Consider the following 18,865-nt stretch of genomic DNA (forward strand, 5'->3'; position numbering starts at 1 on the left):
TCCTTCGACCAGTGGGGCGTGGAACTGGGCAAGGTCCTCGCCAAACGCGTCGAACCCGCCCTCACCGAAGGCACCGACGTACCCGGCCTCGACCCCTCGACGAAGGCGCTGGTCGCCACCTACCGGGAGCTGCGCGGCCGGCGCTGACGGATCGCGGTGACGGCCCCGGCGCCGTCCGGCCCGGCGGAACCGCTCCCTCGGGCCGGGCTCAGCTCACCGCGCTCAGCGTGTCCGCGAGGCGCCGGCGGGCCGTCCGGGCCGCCGGCAGCGCGGCCAGTGCCGCAGCGCCCAGCACGGCGGCCGAGCCCAGCAGGAGCAGCAGCCCCGGCGCGGGGTACTGGGCGATCCCGGCGCCGATCCCGCTGGAGCTGCCCTGGGCGTCGATCAGCCGGCGGGCCAGCGGCAGTCCCAGCGCCATGGCGGCGACGGTCGCCGCCAGGGTCGTACAGCTCGTCGCGGTGACGGCGATCCCGGTGATCTGCCGCGGCGACATCCCGATCGCCCGGAGCGCCAGCACGTCCCGCTCGCCCTCGCGCACCGTGCCGCCGATCGCGGTGAGCAGCTCGACCAGACCGATGAGGGCCAGCACGGCGATCAGCCCGGCGACCACCGCGCGCAGCGGGGAGAGCCCGTCGGCCGGGTTCGTCACGGGATGCACGTCCAGATGGCCCCGGCCGGCCGCGGTGAGCGCGGCGGCCACCCGCCGCGGGTCGGCACCCGGGCGCAGCCGCAGTTCCCAGAAGGCCGCGGACACGCCCGGATCGTTCTCGCGGAGGGTGTCCAGGGACGTGGTCACGACCCGGCCGGCGTTCTGTGGTTCGATGCTGCGGCCCACGATGTGCAGGATCTGCGGCCGGTCGCCCACCGTCATCCGCACCCAGTCCCCGACCCGCGCGTGCAGCAGGTCGAGCAGGCCCTGGCCGGCCACCGCCTCGTCCGGCCCACGGGCGGCGCGGCCCTCGGCGAGGACGCGGGGACAGGGCTCCGCGCGGGTGCCGATGCCGCGCAGGGCGATGGTCCCGGTCTGCCCGGGCACCAGCGCGGCCACCTCGACGCCCGGGTAGGCGGCGGCGACCCGGGGATCGCGGGCCAGCAGGGCCCGTACCCCGGACGGGGCGGGCGCGCCGTCCGAGCGGACCGTGAGTGCCGTGGGCAGGCCCATCCGCTCGGGGCTGCTGTGGAAGCGGTCCAGCGTGGTCCACGCGCTGAGCGCCACCACGATCAGCAGCAGTGGCAGCGTCAGCCGGGCCACGGTGGCCAGGGACCGGCCGCGTCCCGCGAACGCCTTGTGGCAGCCGAGGACCAGCGCGGCCGGCAGCCGCAGGCCGAGCGCCCGCCGGGCCGGTCCGGTCAGCCGGCCGCCCGCCGGGCCGGCCGGGCGCGGCACCGGGACCGGCGGTACCCGCCCCGCCCGCCAGGCCGCGAGCCCCGTGGTCAGGCCGATGAACAGCACCGCGCCCACCGGCACCGCGGACAGCGCCACGGTGTGCCCGGGCAGGCCCTGCCACACGCCCACGGCGTCTCCGAGCCGCCCGGGGACCCGGCTGCCCAGCGCCTCGGTGAGAGCCGCCGCGGCCACGGCGCCGAGCAGTGCGTACGCCAGGTGCTGGAGCAGGAAGATCCGTACGACCTGGCCGGGGGTGAACCCGATCGCCTTCAGCACCGACAGGTCCCGCAGGTGTCCGCGGATGCGGGTGGCGATCGCGCCGTGCACCGCGAACCCGGCGGCGACCAGGGCGCCCAGGCCGAACAGTCCGAGCACCTGGCCGAGCAGGCGGTTCTCGCCCTGCGCCGCGGCGCGGGCCTGCTGCCAGGTCGAGACCTCGCCGACGGCGCCCGCGCCCAGCACGGTGACGGCGCGCTGCACGGCGTAGTCCGTGTCGGCCGGATCGTCGAGCCGCAGGCCGACGACCTGGCCGACGGGGGCGCGTACCGCGGTCGGCAGCGTCCACACCAGCCCCGGCTGCTCGCCCGGGCGGTAGGGGGGTTCGGCGCTGTCCGCGATGCCCTCGACGGTCACGGTGCGGGCCGTGCCCGGCAGGGCGAGGGTGTCCCCGGGTTCGGCCAGCAGGGCGCGGGCCAGGCTGCTCTCCAGCACCACGCCGTCCGGTGCGGCCGAGTCCAGCCAGCGCCCGGCGGTCAGCAGCGGTCGGCCGACGGAGGGCAGGCGGGGGGTGCCGCGCAGCTCCACGGCGGCCCGGGTGCCGCGGGCGGCGACGGTGGTGGACTCGGTGCGGTAGGGGCCGGCGACCGCGGTGACGCCGTCGAGCCCGGCCACGGCGCGCGCGTCGGCGGCCGGGGTGGTGTGCAGCCACACGTGTGCCCCGCGCGCCTCGGCGAAGGTCCGCTGCCAGGGGTTCGTGGCGTACCCGAACAAGGCGGTGGCGAACAGCAGCGAGGCGACGATGCCGGCGGTCGCCAGTACCAGGAACAGCGCCTCGCCGCGGTGCGTGCGCAGATCGGAGTGCGCCCAGCGCAGAGCGGCCCGCACCCGCCTCAGCCCCTCAGCCCGGCCCGCACCGAGGGCCGTTCCGTCGATCGCGGGCAGCTCGCGCGGGCGCGGGGCGCGGGGCGCCTCACCGGCCGGCGGGTGTGCGGTCGGCCCATCAGTCCCTCAGCTCCAGTACGGCGGAGATGCCGCCGCGCCGGGACGGCGGGGTGCCGTCCAGGGTCGCGTCGTCGGCTATGCGGCCGTCGAAGAAGCTGATCACCCGGTCGGCGGCGCTGGCCAGCCGGGCGTCGTGGGTGACGAGGACGATGCTCTGCCCACGTCCGTGGAAGCGGGACAGCAGCCGCGTGACCTCGCGGGTGCCCTTGCTGTCCAGGCTGCCGGCCGGCTCGTCGGCGAGCAGCAGGGGCGGATGGTTGACCAGCGCCCGGGCGAGCGCGACCCGCTGCTGCTCGCCGCCGGACAGCTCGCCCGGCATGCTGCGTTCCTTGCCCTCCAGACCCAGCTCGGCGAGGAGTTCCGCGCGCTCGGCGCGGGCCTTTCTCGGCGGGACTCCGGCGAGCAGCGCGGGCAGCTCGACGTTGTCGGCGACCGACAGGTTCGACACCAGGTTGAAGAACTGGAAGACGATCCCGATGGACTTCCTGCGCTCCACCGCCCACCGGGCCTCGCCGAAGGAGTCCGTGCACCGGCCGTCGAGCCAGATGCTGCCCTCGTCCGGCCGCTGGAGCCCGCCCAGCAGGTGCAGCAGCGTCGACTTGCCCGCACCGGACGGGCCGGTGACGGCCACGAACTCGCCGCGCGCCACGGACAGGTCGACCCCGCGCACGGCACGCGCGGGCGCGCCCTCGCCGTGGTGGGTCTTCACCAGGCCCTCGGCCCGCAGCACGGGGGCAGCGTGCTCGCTCATTCCAGTTCCTCCTGGCACCGTTCCAGCCAGTCGAGGTCCGCCTGGAGGTGCAGCATCGCGCCCTCGATCAGCAGATGGGCGATTCGGTTGTCCCGGTCCTCGGCCGCGGCCAGTTTCGACAGGTCGCGCATGGTGTTGAGGTACTGGCGCCGCTGCCGGTTGATCAGGGCGACCTGGTCGGCGAGACCGGTCTGCGGGGCGAGGGCGAGCTTCATGAAGAACTCGTCCCGCACCCGCGGCTCGTCCTCGGTCTCCTCGAACCAGACGTGCAGTGCCTCACGTCCGGCGTCGGTGAGGCGGTAGACCTTCTTGTTGGGCCGGCTCGACTGCTCGACGTCCTCGCCCTCGATCAGCCCGGACTTCTCCAGGCGGCCGAGGGTGACGTAGACCTGGCCGACGTTCGGCTGAGGGTACGCGGAGCCCAGCAGTTGCTCAAGGTCCTGCTTCAGCTCGTAGCCGTGGGCCGGGCCGCGGGCGAGGAGTGCCAGGAGGGGCAGGCGCACGCGTGCTGTCCTCCTGTCTGCCGCATGTGCTCCAGGCCCTAGTATCGCGCATACCTAACAGGTATACATGGCCTCTGTCCCCGGGCGAAGACGCCCGTGGTGCCGGTGTACAGGGAGGAACCTATGCGGTGGATGCGCGCCGCCGGTAGGGGCCTTCTCGTACTCGTGGTGATCATGGCAGGGTACGTGGCCTCCGGTGCCCGCGCCGACGAGGCCGCCCGTGGCGGTCGCGGCCCGCTCACCCTGGCCACCGCCGGGGACCTCACCGGCTATCTCGGCCCGCTGCTGCGGGGCTGGAACCGCACCCATCCCGGCGAGAGGGTCACCCTCGTCGAGCTGCCGGACTCCGCCGACGAGACGCACGCGCAGATGACGACCGATCTGCGCGGCGGCGACCGGGGCCGGTTCGACGTCCTCAACATCGACGTGGACTGGACCTCGGAGTTCGCGGCGGCCGGCTGGATCAGCCCGCTGCCCCGCGACCGGTTCCCGCTGCGCAGTTTCCTTCCGCCGGTGGTGGACACGGCGACGTACGGCGGCCGGCTGTACGCGGTGCCGTACGTCACGAACGCCGGGCTGCTCCTGTACCGCAAGGACGTCCTCGCGAAGGAGGGCGTGCCCCCGCCGCGCACCTGGGCCGAACTGGAGCACGACGCGAGGACCATCGCGCCGAGGTACGGGCTCGACGGGTACGCGGGCCAGTTCCTGCCCTACGAGGGGCTCACGGTGAACGCGGCCGAGGCCGTGTACTCGGCGGGCGGCACGATCCTCGGCGGCGAGGGCAGGCGCGTCACCGTCGACTCCGCCGCGGCCCGTGAGGGCATCGGCTTCCTCGCCCGCGGCGTCCGCGAGGGCTGGATACCGAAGCAGGCGCTGACGTACAAGGAGGAGGAGTCCAAGCAGGCGTTCCAGGACGGCAGGCTGCTCTTCCTGCGCAACTGGCCCTACGCGTACGCCGTCGCCTCGGCCGCGGGATCGAAGGTCGCCGGGAGGATCGGCGCCGTGCCCCTGCCCGGGCCCGACGGGCCGGGTACGAGCGTCCTCGGCGGCTCGAACCTCGCGGTCAACGCCCACGCCCGGCATCCCGACTCCGCCGCGCGGCTGATCGCCTACCTCACCAGCGCGCCCGTCCAGCGCGAGGTGCTCGTGCGGGGCGCGCTGCCGCCGGTGCGCGCCGCGCTGTACGAGGATCCCGCGCTGGTGCGCAGGTTCCCCTACCTGCCGACCCTGCGCACCGCGGTAGTGACCGCCCGGCCGCGCCCCAGGAGCCCGCACTACGACCAGGTCAGCCTGGCCGTGCAGGCGGTCGTGCAGGACGCGCTCACCGGGCGGCAGACGCCCGGCCGGGCCGTGCGCCGGCTGGCGCGCGAACTCGACGCCATCGCCCGTCGATAGTTACTTGTTAAGTAACGCCACCATCACGACTGCGTCCTTCCTGCGGTGATTTGCCCGCATTCATCCAGGCAACTGGCCAGGAGTTTCCGCTCACTTCGTTGACACCCTCGCTCCTCTGCTACCTAACATGCATGCATAACAGCCCCCCCTTTCAGAGACAGGTTCCACAGGGTTGAACAGGCACCTTTGGTGGCGGGACGCGGTGATCTACCAGGTCTACGTCCGCAGCTTCCTGGACAGCACCGGCGACGGCATCGGCGATCTCGCCGGCGTCCGGGCCGGGCTCCCGTACCTCAAGAAACTCGGCGTCGACGGCATCTGGCTGAGCCCGTTCTACCCCTCCCCGCAGCACGACCACGGCTACGACGTGGCCGACTACTGCGACGTCGACCCGGTCTTCGGCGACCTCGCCGAGTTCGACCTGCTGATGGCCGCGGCCCGGCGGCTCGGCATCAAGGTGCTCCTCGACATCGTCCCCAACCACTGCTCCAGCGAGCACCCCTGGTTCCGCGCGGCCCTGGCCGACGGACCCGGCAGCCCGGCCCGCGCCCGCTTCCACTTCGCCGACGGCCGGGGCCCCGACGGCAGCGAGCCGCCCAACAACTGGCACGCCATGTTCGGCGGCCCGGCCTGGTCCCGGGTCACGGAGTCCGACGGCCGCCCCGGCCAGTGGTACCTGCACATGTTCACGCCCGAACAGCCCGACTGGAACTGGCGCGACCCCGAGGTGCCCACCGAGTTCGAGCGCGTCCTGCGCTTCTGGCTCGACCGGGGGGTGGACGGCTTCCGCATCGACGTCGCCGCCGGGCTGTACAAGCACCCCGCGCTGCCCGACTCCGACGACCCGCAGGCCGACGCCCGCACCCGAGACTCGGTCAACCCGCTCGCCTGGAACCAGCCCGAGGTGCACGAGGTGTGGCGCCGCTGGCGCGCCGTCTGCGAGGAGTACACCGGCCGCGACGGCCGCGAACGCCTCCTGGTCGGCGAGGTCTCCGTGCCCACCGCCCGCGAGCACGCCCTCTACGTCCGCCCCGACGAACTCCACCAGGCCTTCTTCTTCGACCTGCTCGGCGCCGCCTGGGACGCCGACGCCTTCCGCAAGGTCATCTCGGAGGCCATGCAGGACATCGCCGGCACCGGTTCCACCGTCACCTGGGTCCTCAACAACCACGACCAGGTCCGCACCGTCACCCGCTACGGCGAACCCGCCACCGAGGGCAGCGGCCTGGGCGCTGCCCGCGCCCGCGCCGCCGCGCTGCTGATGCTGGCGCTGCCCGGCGCCGCGTACATCTACCAGGGCGAGGAACTGGGCCTGCCCGAGGTCGTCGACCTGCCCGACGACGTGCTCACCGACCCGATCTTCCGGCGCACCGGCAGCCGCGCCCGCATCCGCGACGGCTGCCGGGTACCGCTGCCCTGGTCCGGGCAGGCCTCGCCGTTCGGCTTCACCTCCGGCGCGGAGGGCGCCAAGCCCTGGCTGCCCCAGCCGTCGTACTTCGCCGAGTACGCCACCGACCGGGCCCTCGCCGACACCCGCTCCTTCTGGCACCTGTACCGCGACGGACTCCAGCTGCGGCACTCGCTGCCCCAGTTGGGCGAGGGCGCCCTGCGCTGGCTCGACACCCCGCCCGGCGTCCTCGGCTTCGTCCGCGGCGACGGCCTGGTCTGCGCCGTCAACTTCGGTACGGCCCCCACCCCCGCGCCGGTCCCCGGCGCCCCTCTGCTCTCCAGCGACGGCTCCTGCTCACCCGGCGTCCTGCCCGGCTCCACGGCCGCCTGGTGGCTGACCGACCTCTGATCCACCGTCATTTCCCTACCGGAAAGGTCCGTCAACGATGATGCGACGACGCACGACCCTGCTCACCGGCTGCACCGCCCTCGCACTCGCCCTCGGCGCCACCGCCTGCGGCGGGGGACCGGTCTCCGCGGGCGGCGGTGACAAGGCCCTGGACGGCCAGACGGTCACCGTGGCCGGAGTCTGGTCCGGCAGCGAACAGAAGAACTTCCAGAAGGTGCTGGACGCCTTCACCGAGAAGACCGGCGCCAGAACCCGGTTCGTGTCCACCGGCGACAACGTCTCCACCGTCGTCGGCAGCAAGATCGAGGGCGGCAACGCACCCGACGTCGTGATGGTCCCGCAGGTCGGCGTCCTGAAGCAGTTCGCGAAGAAGGGCTGGCTCACGCCGCTCTCGCAGACCGCCCGGCGGACCGTCGACGCCGACTACGCCCCGGTGTGGAAGAAGTACGGCAGCGTCGACGGCACCCTGTACGGCCTCTACTTCAAGGCCGCCCACAAGTCGACCGTCTGGTACAGCCCCGAAGCGCTCACCCAGGCCGGGGTCCAGCCGCCGAAGACGTACGACGAACTGCTGAAGGCCGGGCACACCGTCTCCGACTCCGGGCTCGCCGCCTTCGCGGTCGCCGGACAGGACGGCTGGACCCTCACCGACTGGTTCGAGAACGTCTACCTCTCCCAGGCCGGCCCCGGGAAGTACGACGCCCTCGCCGCCCACACGCTCAAGTGGACCGACCCCAGCGTCGTGAAGGCGCTCACCACCCTCGGCAAGCTGTTCAAGGACAAGCAGCTCGTCAGCGGCGGCCGGAACGAGGCGCTGAACACCGACTTCCCCGGCTCCGTGGAGAAGGTCTTCGGCCCGAAGCCCGAGGCCGGCATGGTCTACGAGGGCGACTTCGTCGCCGGCGTCGCCCACGACCAGTACGGGAAGGCCGTCGGCAAGGACGCGGACTTCTTCCCCTTCCCCGCCGTCGGCGGCGGCAGCGCACCGGTCGTCAGCGGCGGTGACGCGGCGGTCGTCCTCAAGGACGCCAAGAACGCCAAGGCCGGCATGAAGCTGCTGGAGTACCTGGCGACCCCCGAGGCGGCGGCCGTGTGGGCGAAGGCGGGCGGCTTCCTGTCGCCGAACAGGAAGCTCGGCCTCGACCGGTACGGCGACGACGTCACCCGTGCCACCGCCAAGTCCCTCATCGGCGCCGGGAACTCGGTCCGCTTCGACATGTCCGACCAGGCCCCGGCCGCCTTCGGCGGCACCAAGGGCACCGGTGAGTGGAAGCTCCTCCAGGACTTCCTGCGCGACCCGTCCGACCCCAGGGGGACCGCCGCGAAGCTGGAATCCGCCGCCGCCAAGGCCTACCAGGACTGAGCCGCGCCATGACCGCCACCACTGTCGTGAAACAGCAGGCGGGCCCGCGGGCCGTCGCCGGCCCGGCGCGCGTGCGCCGCGGCCGGCGGCGCACCCGGCTGATCGCCCTGCTCTTCGTCCTCCCCGCGCTGCTCCTGCTCGGCGCGCTGGTCGTCTACCCGGTGCTGTTCTCCGTCGGCCGGAGCTTCTTCGACGCCTCCGGTACCCGGTTCGTCGGCGGCGGCAACTACGCCGAGATGTTCCGTGACCCGGCCACCCTCAAGGCCATCCGCAACACCACCGTCTGGGTGGTCGTCGCTCCCGCCCTGCTCACCGGGCTCGGCCTGATCCTGGCCGTCCTGGTGGAAAAGGTCCGCTGGGCCACCGCCTTCAAGCTGCTCCTCTTCATGCCGATGGCCGTGTCCTTCCTCGCCGCCGGCATCATCTTCCGCCTCGCCTACGACGCCGACCCGGACAAGGGCGTGCTCAACGCCGCCGTCGTCTCCGTCCACGACGCCTTCAAGGGGACGTCTACGTACCCCACGGCCCGCGGGCGCACCGGAGCGCTCACCCAGGACCGGGACGGCTCCTACCGCACGAGCGCCACGCCGGGCGAGACGGTGACCCTCCCGATGGTCGGCGTCCTGCCCGCGGACCTGCCGCGCGACGCCGCACCCGCGGCCGGCGCGGCCGGCACCAGGGCCGCCCCCGGCGACCTGCGCGGCGTCGTCTACCTCGACTTCACCCCCGGCGGGGGCGGGAAGCAGGGCAAGGTCGATCCGCGCGAGAGCGGGCTGCCCGGGATGAGGGTGGAGGCGGTACGCGACGGCAGGACGGTCGCGAGCACGGCCACCGCGGCCGACGGCTCCTTCCGCTTCGCCGGCCTGCACGACGGCTCGTACACGGTGAGGCTGCCCGCAGCCAACTTCGCCCCGCCCTACCAGGGCATCTCCTGGCTCGGCCCCACCCTCGTCACCCCGGCGATCATCGGCGCCTACCTGTGGATCTGGACCGGCTTCGCCATGGTGCTCATCGGCGCGGGGCTCTCCACCATCCCGCGCGACGCCCTGGAGGCCGCCCGCATCGACGGCGCGAACGAGTGGCAGATCTTCCGCCGGATCACCGTCCCGCTGCTCGCGCCCGTGCTCACCGTGGTCTTCGTGACCCTCGTCATCAACGTGATGAAGGTCTTCGACCTCGTCTACGTCATCGCGCCCGGCCCGGTCCAGGAGGACGCCACCGTCCTCGCCACCCAGATGTGGCTGGTGTCGTTCGGCGGCGGCAACAACCAGGGCCTCGGCAGCGCCCTGGGCGTCCTGCTCCTGCTCCTCGTCGTCCCCGCGATGGTGTTCAACGTCCGCCGCTTCCGAAGGAGTCAGCGATGAACGCGATCAGGCGCGGCCTGGGCAGCGGCCTGGTGCAGACCTTCCTGGTGGTCATCGGGCTGGTCTGGCTCACCCCGCTCGCCGGACTCTTCCTCTCCTCCCTGCGCTCGGCCCAGGACACGGCCCGGGGCGGCTGGTGGACCGCCCTCGCCGACCCCGGCCGGCTCTCCTTCGACAACTACACGGCCCTGCTGAAGAACGCGGGCATCACCCAGGCGTTCTGGAACACCGTGCTGATCTCGGTGCCGGCCACCACCCTGGTCGTCGTCATAGCGGCCCTCGCCGGGTACGCCTTCGCCTGGCTGGACTTCCCGCTCCGGGAGCCCCTCTTCCTGCTCGTCGTGGCCCTGCTGGTGGTGCCGGTGCAGATCGGCCTGCTGCCGGTGGCCAAACTCTTCGGCGCGCTCGGCCTGTTCGGCACGATTCCCGGGGTCGTCCTCTTCCACGTGGCGTACGGCCTGCCCTTCGCCGTCTTCCTGCTGCGCAACTACTTCGCGGAGATGCCGAAGGAGATGCTGGAGGCGGCGCGGATGGACGGCGGCAGCGAGTGGCGCATCTTCACCCGGCTGGTGCTGCCGGTGGGCCGTCCGGCGATCGCCTCGCTCGCCATCTTCCAGTTCCTGTGGGTCTGGAACGACATGCTGGTCGCCCTGCTCTTCGCCGACAGCTCCGCCCAGCCGCTCACCGTGCAACTCCAGTCGCAGATCCGACAGTTCGGCAGCAACATCGACGTACTGGCGCCGGGCGCGTTCCTGTCGCTGATCGTGCCGGTGGTCGTGTTCTTCGCCTTCCAGCGGCACTTCGTGCAGGGGGTGATGGCCGGGTCGGTCAAGTGACGCGGGATGACGGCCGGCCCACTCCGGCCCCCGCGCGGGGCGTCACCGGCTCCCGTCACCGCCGCCGTCTTCACGACTGTGGGGCGCGGTGGCCGCGGAACAGCACCGGGGCGGCGGGTGAGTACCCGCCGCCCCGGTGGAGCGTCACATCCTCACGGCGAAGCCGGTGGATACAGCGACCGCGGCAACTGCGAGGCCGCCGCGGTGTCCAGCAGCCACAGCGTGCGGGACCGGCCGTGCGCGCCCGCCGCCGGGGCCTGCACCTCACCCGCGCCCGACAGGGCGATCGCGACGGCCTCCGCCTTGTCCTCGCCGGCCGCGAGCAGCCACACCTCGCGGGCCGAGCGGATCGCCGGGAGCGTCAGGGAGATCCGGGTCGGCGGGGGCTTGGGCGCGCCGTGCACGCCGACCACCGTGCGCTCGGTCTCCCGTACGGCCGGCAGCTCCGGGAAGAGCGAGGCCACGTGGGTGTCCGGGCCGACGCCCAGCACGAGGACGTCGAAGGACGGCACCGAACCGTGGTCCTCGGGGCCGGCCGCCTTCGCCAGCTCCGCCGCGTACGCCTCGGCCGCCGCCTCGGCGTCCGAACCGTACGGGCCGTCGGAGGCGGGCATGGCGTGCACGCGCTCCGGGTCCAGCGGCACCGAGTCCAGCAGGGCCTCGCGGGCCTGCGTGACGTTGCGCTCGGGGTCGCCCTCGGGGAGGAAACGCTCGTCACCCCACCACAGGTCGAGGCGGCCCCAGTCGACGGCGTCCCGGGCGGGCGCCGCCGCCAGCGCGGCCAGCAGGCCGTTGCCGTTGCGGCCGCCCGTGAGGACCACGGACGCGGTGCCCCGGGAGGCCTGCGCGTCCACGATCTTCGTGATCAGACGGGCCGCGGCGGCCTGCGCCATCAGCTCCTTGTCGCGGTGGACGACCAGCTGCGGTGTGTTCACTTCGCCGCCGCCTTCCTCGCCGGTGCCTTCTTCGCGGTCTTGGCCGCCGCCTTCTTCGCGGGCGCCTTCGCGGCCTCCTCGACCGGCTCCGGCTCGGCGACGGGCGCGCCGGCCGCCGGCTGCTGCGCCGGCACCGTCGTCAGCCGCTCCACGCCGTAGCGCAGCGCCGACGCGTAGGTGTCGTCCGGATCCAGCCGGCGCAGCTCCTCCGCGATCAGCTCGGCGGTGTCCCGCCGCTTCAGCGCCACCGCGCGGGCCGGCTGGCCCTCGATGGTCAGCGTGGCCAGCGAGCCGTCGGCCCGGTCCAGCACGATCGGCCCCTGACTGGTGTCCATGCGGACCGCCGTCAGACCGGGGCCGGACGACAGCGACCGCTTCACGGGCACGTCCAGCCGGTCCGCGAGCCACATCGCCAGCAGCTCGCAGCTCGGGTTGAACTCCTCGCCCTCCACCTCGACGGCCGTCACCCGGCAGGTGACCTGGTCCAGGGCCGCCGCCAGCATCGAGCGCCACGGCGTGATCCGGGTCCAGGCGAGGTCGGTGTCGCCGGGCTCGTAGGCCTCGGCGCGGGCCGACAGCTCCCGCACCGGATGCTCGGCGGCGTAGGTGTCGGTGACCCTGCGCTGGGCCAGCGCGCCCAGCGGGTCCTTCGCCGGGTCCAGCGGGGAGGTCACCGGCCACCACACGACCACCGGGGCGTCCGGCAGCAGCAGCGGCAGGACGACGGAGTCGGCGTGGTCGGCGACCTCGCCGTACAGCCGCAGCACGACCGTCTCGCCGGTGCCCGCCTCCGCGCCCACCCGTACCTCGGCGTCCAGACGTGAGGTCGTACGGTCGCGGGGACCGCGGGACACCCGCTTGATGACCACCAGCGTGCGCGAGGGGTGCTCGCGCGAGGCGTCGTTCGCGGCCTTCAGGGCGTCGTAGGCGTTCTCCTCGTCGGTGACGATGACGAGGGTGAGGACCATGCCTACGGCGGGGGTGCCGATGGCGCGGCGGCCCTTGACGAGAGCCTTGTTGATCTCTCCGGCGGTGGTGTCGGTCAGGTCTATCTTCATGGCCGCCGCCAGCTCCGTCCGTCTCGTGCGAGCATCTCGTCCGCCTCGGCGGGGCCCCAGGTCCCGGACCGGTACTGCGCGGGCCTGCCGTGCTTGTCCCAGTACTCCTCGATCGGGTCGAGGATCTTCCAGGACAGCTCGACCTCCTCCGTGCGCGGGAAGAGGTTGGCGTCGCCGAGCAGCACGTCCAGGATGAGCCGCTCGTACGCCTCCGGGCTGGACTCCGTGAACGACTCGCCGTAGGCGAAGTCCATGGACACGTCCCGGATCTCCATCGAGGTGCCCGGCACCTTCGAGCCGAACCGGACCGTGATGCCCTCGTCGGGCTGGACGCGGATGACGATCGCGTTCGAGCCCAGCTCCTCCGTCGCCGTGTGGTCGAAGGGGGAGTGCGGGGCCCGCTGGAAGACGACCGCGATCTCCGTGACGCGGCGGCCGAGCCGCTTGCCGGTGCGCAGGTAGAAGGGGACGCCCGCCCAGCGGCGGTTGTCGATGCCCAGCTTGACCGCCGCGTACGTGTCGGTCTTCGACTTGGGGTCGATGCCGTCCTCTTCGAGGTAGCCGATGACCTTCTGGCCACCCTGCCAGCCGGCCGCGTACTGCCCGCGCACGGTGCTGCGGCTCAGGTCCTTCGGCAGCCGTACGGCACCGAGCACCTTGGTCTTCTCCGCGGCCAGCGCGTCCGCGCCGAAGGAGGCGGGCTCCTCCATCGCGGTCAGCGCGAGCAGCTGGAGGAGGTGGTTCTGGATGACGTCCCGGGCGGCGCCGATGCCGTCGTAGTAGCCGGCCCGGCCGCCGATGCCGATGTCCTCGGCCATGGTGATCTGCACGTGGTCCACGAAGGACCGGTTCCAGATCGGCTCGAACATCGTGTTGGCGAACCGCAGCGCCAGGATGTTCTGGACGGTCTCCTTGCCGAGGTAGTGGTCGATCCGGAACACCTGGTCCGGCTCGAACACCTCGTGGACGACCTTGTTCAGCTCCTCGGCCGACGCCAGGTCGTGCCCGAAGGGCTTCTCGATGACCGCGCGCCGCCAGGAACCGCCCGACTGGTCGGCCAGGCCGTGCTTCTTCAGCTGCTGGATGACCACGGGGAAGGAACGCGGCGGCACCGACAGGTAGAAGGCGAAGTTGCCGCCCGTGCCCTGTGCCTTGTCCAGCTCCTCGATGGTGGCGCGCAGCCGCTCGAAGGCGTCGTCGTCGTCGAAGGTGCCCTGGACGAAGCGCATCCCCTGGATGAGCTGCTGCCAGACCTCCTCACGGAACGGGGTGCGCGAGTGCTCCTTGACCGCGTCGTGCACGACCTGGGCGAAGTCCTCGTGCTCCCAGTCGCGGCGGGCGAAGCCCACCAGCGAGAAGCCCGGCGGCAGCAGACCCCGGTTGGCGAGGTCGTACACCGCGGGCATCAGCTTCTTGCGGGACAGGTCGCCCGTGACGCCGAAGATGACCAGGCCCGACGGCCCCGCGATACGCGGGAGCCGCCGGTCGGCCGGGTCACGAAGCGGGTTCGCTCCGGAACCGGAAACGGGTGACAACTCAGCCCTCCGAAGGGGCGAGGCGCTCGAGCTCCGCCTGGGTCGACTTCAGCAGGTCGTTCCAGGACGCCTCGAACTTCTCGACGCCCTCCTCCTCCAGGACCCGCACCACGTCGTCGTAGGCGATGCCGAGCTTCTCCAGCGCGTCGAGGTCGGCACGCGCCTGCTCGTAACTGCCGGCGACGGTGTTGCCGGTGATCTCGCCGTGGTCCTCGGTGGCCTCCAGCGTGGCCTCCGGCATGGTGTTGACCGTGTTCGGCGCGACCAGCTCGGTGACGTACAGGGTGTCCGGGTACGCCGGGTCCTTCACGCCGGTCGACGCCCACAGCGGACGCTGCTTGTTGGCGCCCGCGTTCTCCAGCGCGTTCCAGCGGTCGGAGGAGAAGACCTCCTCGTACGCCTGGTAGGCGAGGCGCGCGTTGGCGAGGGCCGCCTTGCCGCGCAGCCCCTTGGCCTCGTCGGTGCCGATCTCGTCGAGGCGCTTGTCGATCTCGGTGTCCACGCGGGACACGAAGAAGGACGCCACGGAGTGGATCTTCGACAGGTCCAGGCCGCGCTCCTTGGCCTTCTCCAGGCCGGAGAGGTAGGCGTCCATGACCGCGCGGTAGCGCTCCAGGGAGAAGATCAGCGTGACGTTGACGCTGATGCCGAGGCCGATGACCTCGCTGATCGCCGGGACGCCCGCCATGGTGGCCGGAATCTTGATCAGGGTGTTCGGGCGGTCGACCAGCCAGGCCAGCTGCTTGGCCTCGGCGACGGTCGCGTGCTCGTCGTGGGCCAGCCGGGGGTCGACCTCGATGGAGACCCGGCCGTCCTGGCCGTCGGTGGCGTCGAAGACCGGGCGCAGGATGTCGGCGGCGTCGCGGACGTCCGCCGTGGTGATCATGCGGACGGCCTCTTCGACCGTGACCTTGCGGGCGGCGAGGTCCGACAGCTGCTGGTCGTAACCGTCGCCCTGGGAGATGGCCTTCTGGAAGATCGTCGGATTGGTGGTGACGCCGACGACGTGCTGCTGGTCGATCAGCTCGGCGAGGTTGCCGGACGTGATCCGCTTGCGCGACAGGTCGTCCAGCCAGATCGCGACGCCTTCTTCGGAGAGGCGCTTGAGTGCGTCTGTCATGGAATTACATCTCCTACGTGTCGTATGTGAGCGTCAGCGCTGGGAGGCGGCGAGAGATTCCCGCGCCTTTGCGGCCACGTTCTCGGCCGTGAAACCGAACTCGCGGAAGAGCACCTTGGCGTCGGCGGAGGCACCGAAGTGCTCCAGGGAGACGATGCGGCCGGCGTCCCCGACGTACTTGTGCCACGTCAGCCCGACGCCCGCCTCCACGGCGACTCGGGCCTTCACGGACGGCGGCAGCACGGACTCCCGGTACCCCTCGTCCTGCTGCTCGAACCACTCCACCGACGGCATCGACACGACCCGGGTGGGAACGCCGTCGGCCTGGAGCTGCTCACGCGCCTCCACCGCCACGTGCACCTCGGAACCGGTGGCGATCAGGATGACCTGCGCCTCGCCTCCGTCGGCCTCGAACAGGACGTAGCCGCCGCGGGCGGCGTCCTCGTTCGGCTCGTAGGCCGGCACGCCCTGACGGGTCAGCGCGAGGCCGTGCGGCTGGCCCTTGCCGAACTCCTTGGTCCAGCGCCTGAGGATCTCGCGCCAGGCGATCGCGGTCTCGTTGGCGTCCGCCGGGCGGACGATGTTCAGACCCGGGATCGCGCGCAGCGAGGCCAGGTGCTCCACCGGCTGGTGGGTCGGACCGTCCTCGCCGAGACCGATGGAGTCGTGCGTCCACACGAACGTCACCGGCAGGTGCATGAGCGCCGACAGACGCACCGCGTTGCGCATGTAGTCGGAGAACACCAGGAAGGTGCCGCCGTAGACGCGCGTGTTGCCGTGCAGCGCGATGCCGTTCAGCTCCGCGCCCATGGAGTGCTCACGGATGCCGAAGTGGATCGTGCGGCCGTACGGGTTGGCCTCGGGCAGCGGGTTGCCCTCGGGCAGGAACGAGCTGTTCTTGTCGATCGTGGTGTTGTTCGACCCGGCGAGGTCGGCCGAGCCGCCCCACAGCTCGGGGATCACCGCGCCGAGCGCCTGGAGCACCTTGCCGGACGCGGCACGCGTCGCGACGGCCTTGCCGGGCTCGAAGATTGGGAGCTTCTCCTCCCAGCCGGTGGGCAGCTCGCCCTTGGCGATCCGGTCGAACTCCGCGGCGCGCTCGACGTTGCCGTCGCGCCACTGCTGGAACGACTTCTCCCACTCGGCCTTGGCCTGCCGGCCCCGGTCGAGCGCCTGGCGGGTGTGGCTGAGAACCTCGTCGGCGACCTCGAACGTGCGCTCCGGGTCGAAGCCGAGGACGCGCTTGGTGGCCGCGACCTCCTCCTCGCCCAGGGCCGAGCCGTGCGCGGCCTCGGTGTTCTGCGCGTTCGGGGCCGGCCAGGCGATGATCGACCGCATCGCGATGAAGGACGGCCGGTCGGTGACCCGCTTGGCCTCCTGGATCGCGGCGAAGATCGCCTTCGGGTCCAGGTCGCCGTTCTCCTGGGCCTCGACCCGCTGGACGTGCCAGCCGTAGGCCTCGTACCGCTTGACGGTGTCCTCGGACACGGCCGTCTCGGTGTCGCCCTCGATCGAGATGTGGTTGTCGTCCCACAGCAGGATCAGGTTGCCGAGCTTCTGGTGTCCGGCCATCGAGGACGCCTCGGCGGAGATGCCCTCCTGGAGGCAGCCGTCACCGGCGATGCAGTAGATGAAGTGGTCGAAGGGGGACTCGCCGGCGGGCGCCTGCGGGTCGAACAGGCCGCGCTCGTAACGGGCGGCCATCGCCATGCCGACCGCGTTGGCGACACCCTGGCCCAGCGGGCCGGTGGTGGTCTCCACGCCCCTGGTGTGCCCGTACTCCGGGTGACCGGGGGTCTTGGAGCCCCACGTCCGGAAGGACTTCAGGTCGTCCAGCTCCAGGCCGAAGCCGGCCAGGTAGAGCTGGGTGTAGAGGGTCAGGGACGAGTGGCCGGCGGACAGCACGAAGCGGTCGCGGCCGACCCACTCCGGGTCGGCCGGGTCGTGCCGCATCACCTTCTGGAAGAGCGTGTACGCGGCCGGGGCCAGGCTCATCGCCGTACCGGGATGGCCGTTGCCGACCTTCTGTACGGCGTCTGCGGCCAGGACGCGGGCGGTGTCGACGGCCCGCTGGTCCAGCTCGGTCCACTCGAGGTCTGTGGTGGTCGGCTTGGTGCTCACCCTGGGTCAGGGCTCCTCTCCACATGTCGGTCGCCGGTCGTCGGGGCATACGCCCACCCGGCCGCCGGCGTGCTTGTCGCCCACCGGCCGCTGTCGAGCCTACCCCCGTGAGGACGTGCGTTTTTTCGAGTGTTTACAGACTGCCGGGAGTCGGTGCGATCCGCCCGCCGACCGGCCCGGAAGGCATGTGGCACATGAATACGGAGCCGCTCATCTGACTGCTCAATCGAGCCTCTGTACGCACGTCCGACCGGCCCCGCCGACGGCCCCGTCAACACGACCCCACCCCCGCGAAGGCCGGGGTACGGGCAACGTCTAAAGTGGCGTGGTACGCGCGAGCCCTCACCCCCGCTTCCCATGGGGAGGCTCGCTGGGATGTCTCTGTCAGGGGTGTGCGTGACGGCCGTCGAATCCCGTCCAGCGGGTGTGCTCGGTGCGAGCCAGAACCCGGTTCATCGGCCGTTCGGGGCCCGTGTCAAGGCGTTCGTGGCGCTGACCAAGCCACGGATCATCGAGCTGCTGCTCATCACCACCGTCCCGGTGATGTTCCTGGCCCAGCAGGGCGTGCCCGACCTGAAGCTGGTCCTGCTGACCTGCGTCGGCGGCTACCTCTCCGCGGGCGGCGCCAACGCGCTGAACATGTACCTCGACCGGGACATCGACGCCCTGATGGACCGCACCTCCCAGCGCCCGCTGGTGACCGGCATGGTCGGCCCGCGCGAGTGCCTGGCCTTCGGCATCACCCTCGCGGTGGTCTCCACCCTGCTCTTCGGCCTGACCGTCAACTGGCTGTCGGCCTGGCTGTCCCTCGGCGCGCTCCTCTTCTACGTCGTCGTCTACACGATGCTCCTCAAGCGGCGTACGTCCCAGAACATCGTGTGGGGTGGCATCGCGGGGTGCATGCCGGTCCTGATCGGCTGGTCCGCCGTCACCGACTCGCTCTCCTGGGCGCCGCTGATCCTCTTCCTGGTGATCTTCTTCTGGACGCCGCCGCACTACTGGCCGCTGTCCATGAAGGTGAAGGACGACTACGCGCGTGTCGGCGTCCCGATGCTGCCGGTCATCGCCTCCAACAAGGTCGTCGCCCGGCAGATCGTCCTCTACAGCTGGGTCATGGTCGCCGTCTCCCTGCTGCTCACCCCGCTCGGTTACACCGGCTGGTTCTACACGGCGGTCGCGCTGGCCTCGGGCGGCTGGTGGCTGTGGGAGGCGCACGCGCTCCAGAACCGGGCCAAGGCCGAGGTCACGGGCGGGAAGCTGAAGGAGATGCGGCTCTTCCACTGGTCGATCACCTACGTGTCGCTGCTGTTCGTGGCGGTCGCGGTGGACCCCTTCCTGCGCTGAACCCGGACGCCGACGGGAGGGGTGGGGGGGGGGGGGCCCCCCCCCCCCCCCCCCCCCCGGGGGCGCCCCCCCCCCCGGGGGGGCGGGCCGGCCGGCACGCACCCCCCGGGCGAGCCCGCCCCCCCCCCCCGCCC

The 18,865-nt window shown here is 72.2% G+C and carries 15 protein-coding genes; 7 read left to right on the top strand and 8 right to left on the bottom strand.

Annotated features, from left to right (window positions below; all coding sequences use genetic code 11):
• A partial coding sequence (locus ACF1BE_RS33215; protein WP_392202772.1) for a hypothetical protein occupies positions 1 to 147 on the top strand: 147 nt, incomplete at its 5' end.
• A gap of 61 nt (positions 148 to 208) precedes the next feature.
• On the opposite strand, the gene ACF1BE_RS33220 is transcribed toward ACF1BE_RS33215, so the two are convergent.
• The 3 genes from ACF1BE_RS33220 to ACF1BE_RS33230 all read right to left on the bottom strand — a co-directional run bounded on the left by ACF1BE_RS33220 (position 209) and on the right by ACF1BE_RS33230 (position 3,862).
• Complete coding sequence (locus ACF1BE_RS33220; RefSeq protein WP_392202713.1) at positions 209 to 2,491, bottom strand: ABC transporter permease; 2,283 nt, start codon at positions 2,489 to 2,491, stop codon at positions 209 to 211.
• Positions 2,492 to 2,606: 115 nt separating this feature from the next.
• Positions 2,607 to 3,359: an ABC transporter ATP-binding protein gene (locus ACF1BE_RS33225; RefSeq protein ID WP_392202714.1), complete on the bottom strand. Its 753-nt coding sequence runs from the start codon at positions 3,357 to 3,359 to the stop codon at positions 2,607 to 2,609.
• Complete coding sequence (locus tag ACF1BE_RS33230; RefSeq protein ID WP_392202715.1) at positions 3,356 to 3,862, bottom strand: PadR family transcriptional regulator; 507 nt, start codon at positions 3,860 to 3,862, stop codon at positions 3,356 to 3,358. Before ACF1BE_RS33230 ends, ACF1BE_RS33225 begins: the two co-directional genes overlap by 4 nt.
• A gap of 123 nt (positions 3,863 to 3,985) precedes the next feature.
• Here ACF1BE_RS33230 and ACF1BE_RS33235 point away from each other — a divergent pair, with 123 nt between their 5' ends.
• From ACF1BE_RS33235 to ACF1BE_RS33255, 5 genes are all read left to right on the top strand, one after another.
• A complete protein-coding gene (locus ACF1BE_RS33235) occupies positions 3,986 to 5,257 on the top strand; it encodes an ABC transporter substrate-binding protein (RefSeq protein WP_392202716.1) in 1,272 nt (423 codons plus the stop codon).
• Positions 5,258 to 5,429: 172 nt separating this feature from the next.
• Positions 5,430 to 7,055, top strand: a complete 1,626-nt coding sequence (locus tag ACF1BE_RS33240) for a glycoside hydrolase family 13 protein (RefSeq protein ID WP_392202717.1) — start codon at positions 5,430 to 5,432, stop codon at positions 7,053 to 7,055.
• A 37-nt stretch (positions 7,056 to 7,092) separates the two neighbouring features.
• Positions 7,093 to 8,418 (top strand): ABC transporter substrate-binding protein, encoded by a 1,326-nt coding sequence (locus ACF1BE_RS33245; RefSeq protein ID WP_392202718.1) that lies wholly within the window; start codon positions 7,093 to 7,095, stop codon positions 8,416 to 8,418.
• An 8-nt stretch (positions 8,419 to 8,426) separates the two neighbouring features.
• Positions 8,427 to 9,782, top strand: a complete 1,356-nt coding sequence (locus ACF1BE_RS33250; protein WP_392202719.1) for an ABC transporter permease subunit — start codon at positions 8,427 to 8,429, stop codon at positions 9,780 to 9,782.
• Entirely contained in the window at positions 9,779 to 10,618 is an 840-nt protein-coding gene (locus tag ACF1BE_RS33255; protein WP_392202720.1) for a carbohydrate ABC transporter permease, read from the top strand. The genes ACF1BE_RS33250 and ACF1BE_RS33255 overlap by 4 nt, the downstream gene beginning before the upstream one ends.
• A 152-nt stretch (positions 10,619 to 10,770) precedes the next feature.
• Here ACF1BE_RS33255 and pgl read toward each other — a convergent pair whose 3' ends face one another.
• The 5 genes from pgl to tkt are packed head-to-tail and all read right to left on the bottom strand — an operon-like array spanning position 10,771 to position 17,387.
• Complete coding sequence (gene pgl / locus ACF1BE_RS33260) at positions 10,771 to 11,553, bottom strand: 6-phosphogluconolactonase (protein WP_392202721.1); 783 nt, start codon at positions 11,551 to 11,553, stop codon at positions 10,771 to 10,773.
• On the bottom strand, positions 11,550 to 12,611 hold the full coding sequence (gene opcA / locus ACF1BE_RS33265; RefSeq protein WP_392202722.1) for a glucose-6-phosphate dehydrogenase assembly protein OpcA: 1,062 nt from the start codon (positions 12,609 to 12,611) through the stop codon (positions 11,550 to 11,552). Before opcA ends, pgl begins: the two co-directional genes overlap by 4 nt.
• Positions 12,608 to 14,146 (bottom strand): glucose-6-phosphate dehydrogenase, encoded by a 1,539-nt coding sequence (gene zwf / locus ACF1BE_RS33270; protein WP_392202723.1) that lies wholly within the window; start codon positions 14,144 to 14,146, stop codon positions 12,608 to 12,610. The genes opcA and zwf overlap by 4 nt, the downstream gene beginning before the upstream one ends.
• A gap of 1 nt (position 14,147) precedes the next feature.
• Positions 14,148 to 15,266, bottom strand: coding sequence for a transaldolase (tal, locus tag ACF1BE_RS33275; protein WP_392202724.1), 1,119 nt, complete (start codon positions 15,264 to 15,266; stop codon positions 14,148 to 14,150).
• Between the two features lie 33 nt (positions 15,267 to 15,299).
• A complete protein-coding gene (gene tkt / locus ACF1BE_RS33280) occupies positions 15,300 to 17,387 on the bottom strand; it encodes a transketolase (protein ID WP_392202725.1) in 2,088 nt (695 codons plus the stop codon).
• A 390-nt stretch (positions 17,388 to 17,777) separates the two neighbouring features.
• Here tkt and ACF1BE_RS33285 point away from each other — a divergent pair, with 390 nt between their 5' ends.
• Positions 17,778 to 18,731: a heme o synthase gene (locus ACF1BE_RS33285; RefSeq protein ID WP_392202773.1), complete on the top strand. Its 954-nt coding sequence runs from the start codon at positions 17,778 to 17,780 to the stop codon at positions 18,729 to 18,731.
• The last annotated feature ends 134 nt before the right edge of the window (positions 18,732 to 18,865 follow it).

Origin of the sequence: Streptomyces sp. NPDC014991, from assembly GCF_043080665.1 — a bacterium.
Lineage (GTDB): Bacteria > Actinomycetota > Actinomycetes > Streptomycetales > Streptomycetaceae > Streptomyces.

What these genes read in the sequence shown, in the direction of transcription:
- ACF1BE_RS33225 (WP_392202714.1), bottom strand. Translation starts at nt 3,359, where the DNA reads ATGAGCGAGCACGCTGCCCCCGTGCTGCGGGCCGAGGGCCTGGTGAAG.
- ACF1BE_RS33235 (WP_392202716.1), top strand. Translation starts at nt 3,986, where the DNA reads ATGCGGTGGATGCGCGCCGCCGGTAGGGGCCTTCTCGTACTCGTGGTG.
- ACF1BE_RS33245 (WP_392202718.1), top strand. Translation starts at nt 7,093, where the DNA reads ATGATGCGACGACGCACGACCCTGCTCACCGGCTGCACCGCCCTCGCA.
- ACF1BE_RS33250 (WP_392202719.1), top strand. Translation starts at nt 8,427, where the DNA reads ATGACCGCCACCACTGTCGTGAAACAGCAGGCGGGCCCGCGGGCCGTC.
- ACF1BE_RS33255 (WP_392202720.1), top strand. Translation starts at nt 9,779, where the DNA reads ATGAACGCGATCAGGCGCGGCCTGGGCAGCGGCCTGGTGCAGACCTTC.
- opcA (WP_392202722.1), bottom strand. Translation starts at nt 12,611, where the DNA reads ATGAAGATAGACCTGACCGACACCACCGCCGGAGAGATCAACAAGGCT.
- tal (WP_392202724.1), bottom strand. Translation starts at nt 15,266, where the DNA reads ATGACAGACGCACTCAAGCGCCTCTCCGAAGAAGGCGTCGCGATCTGG.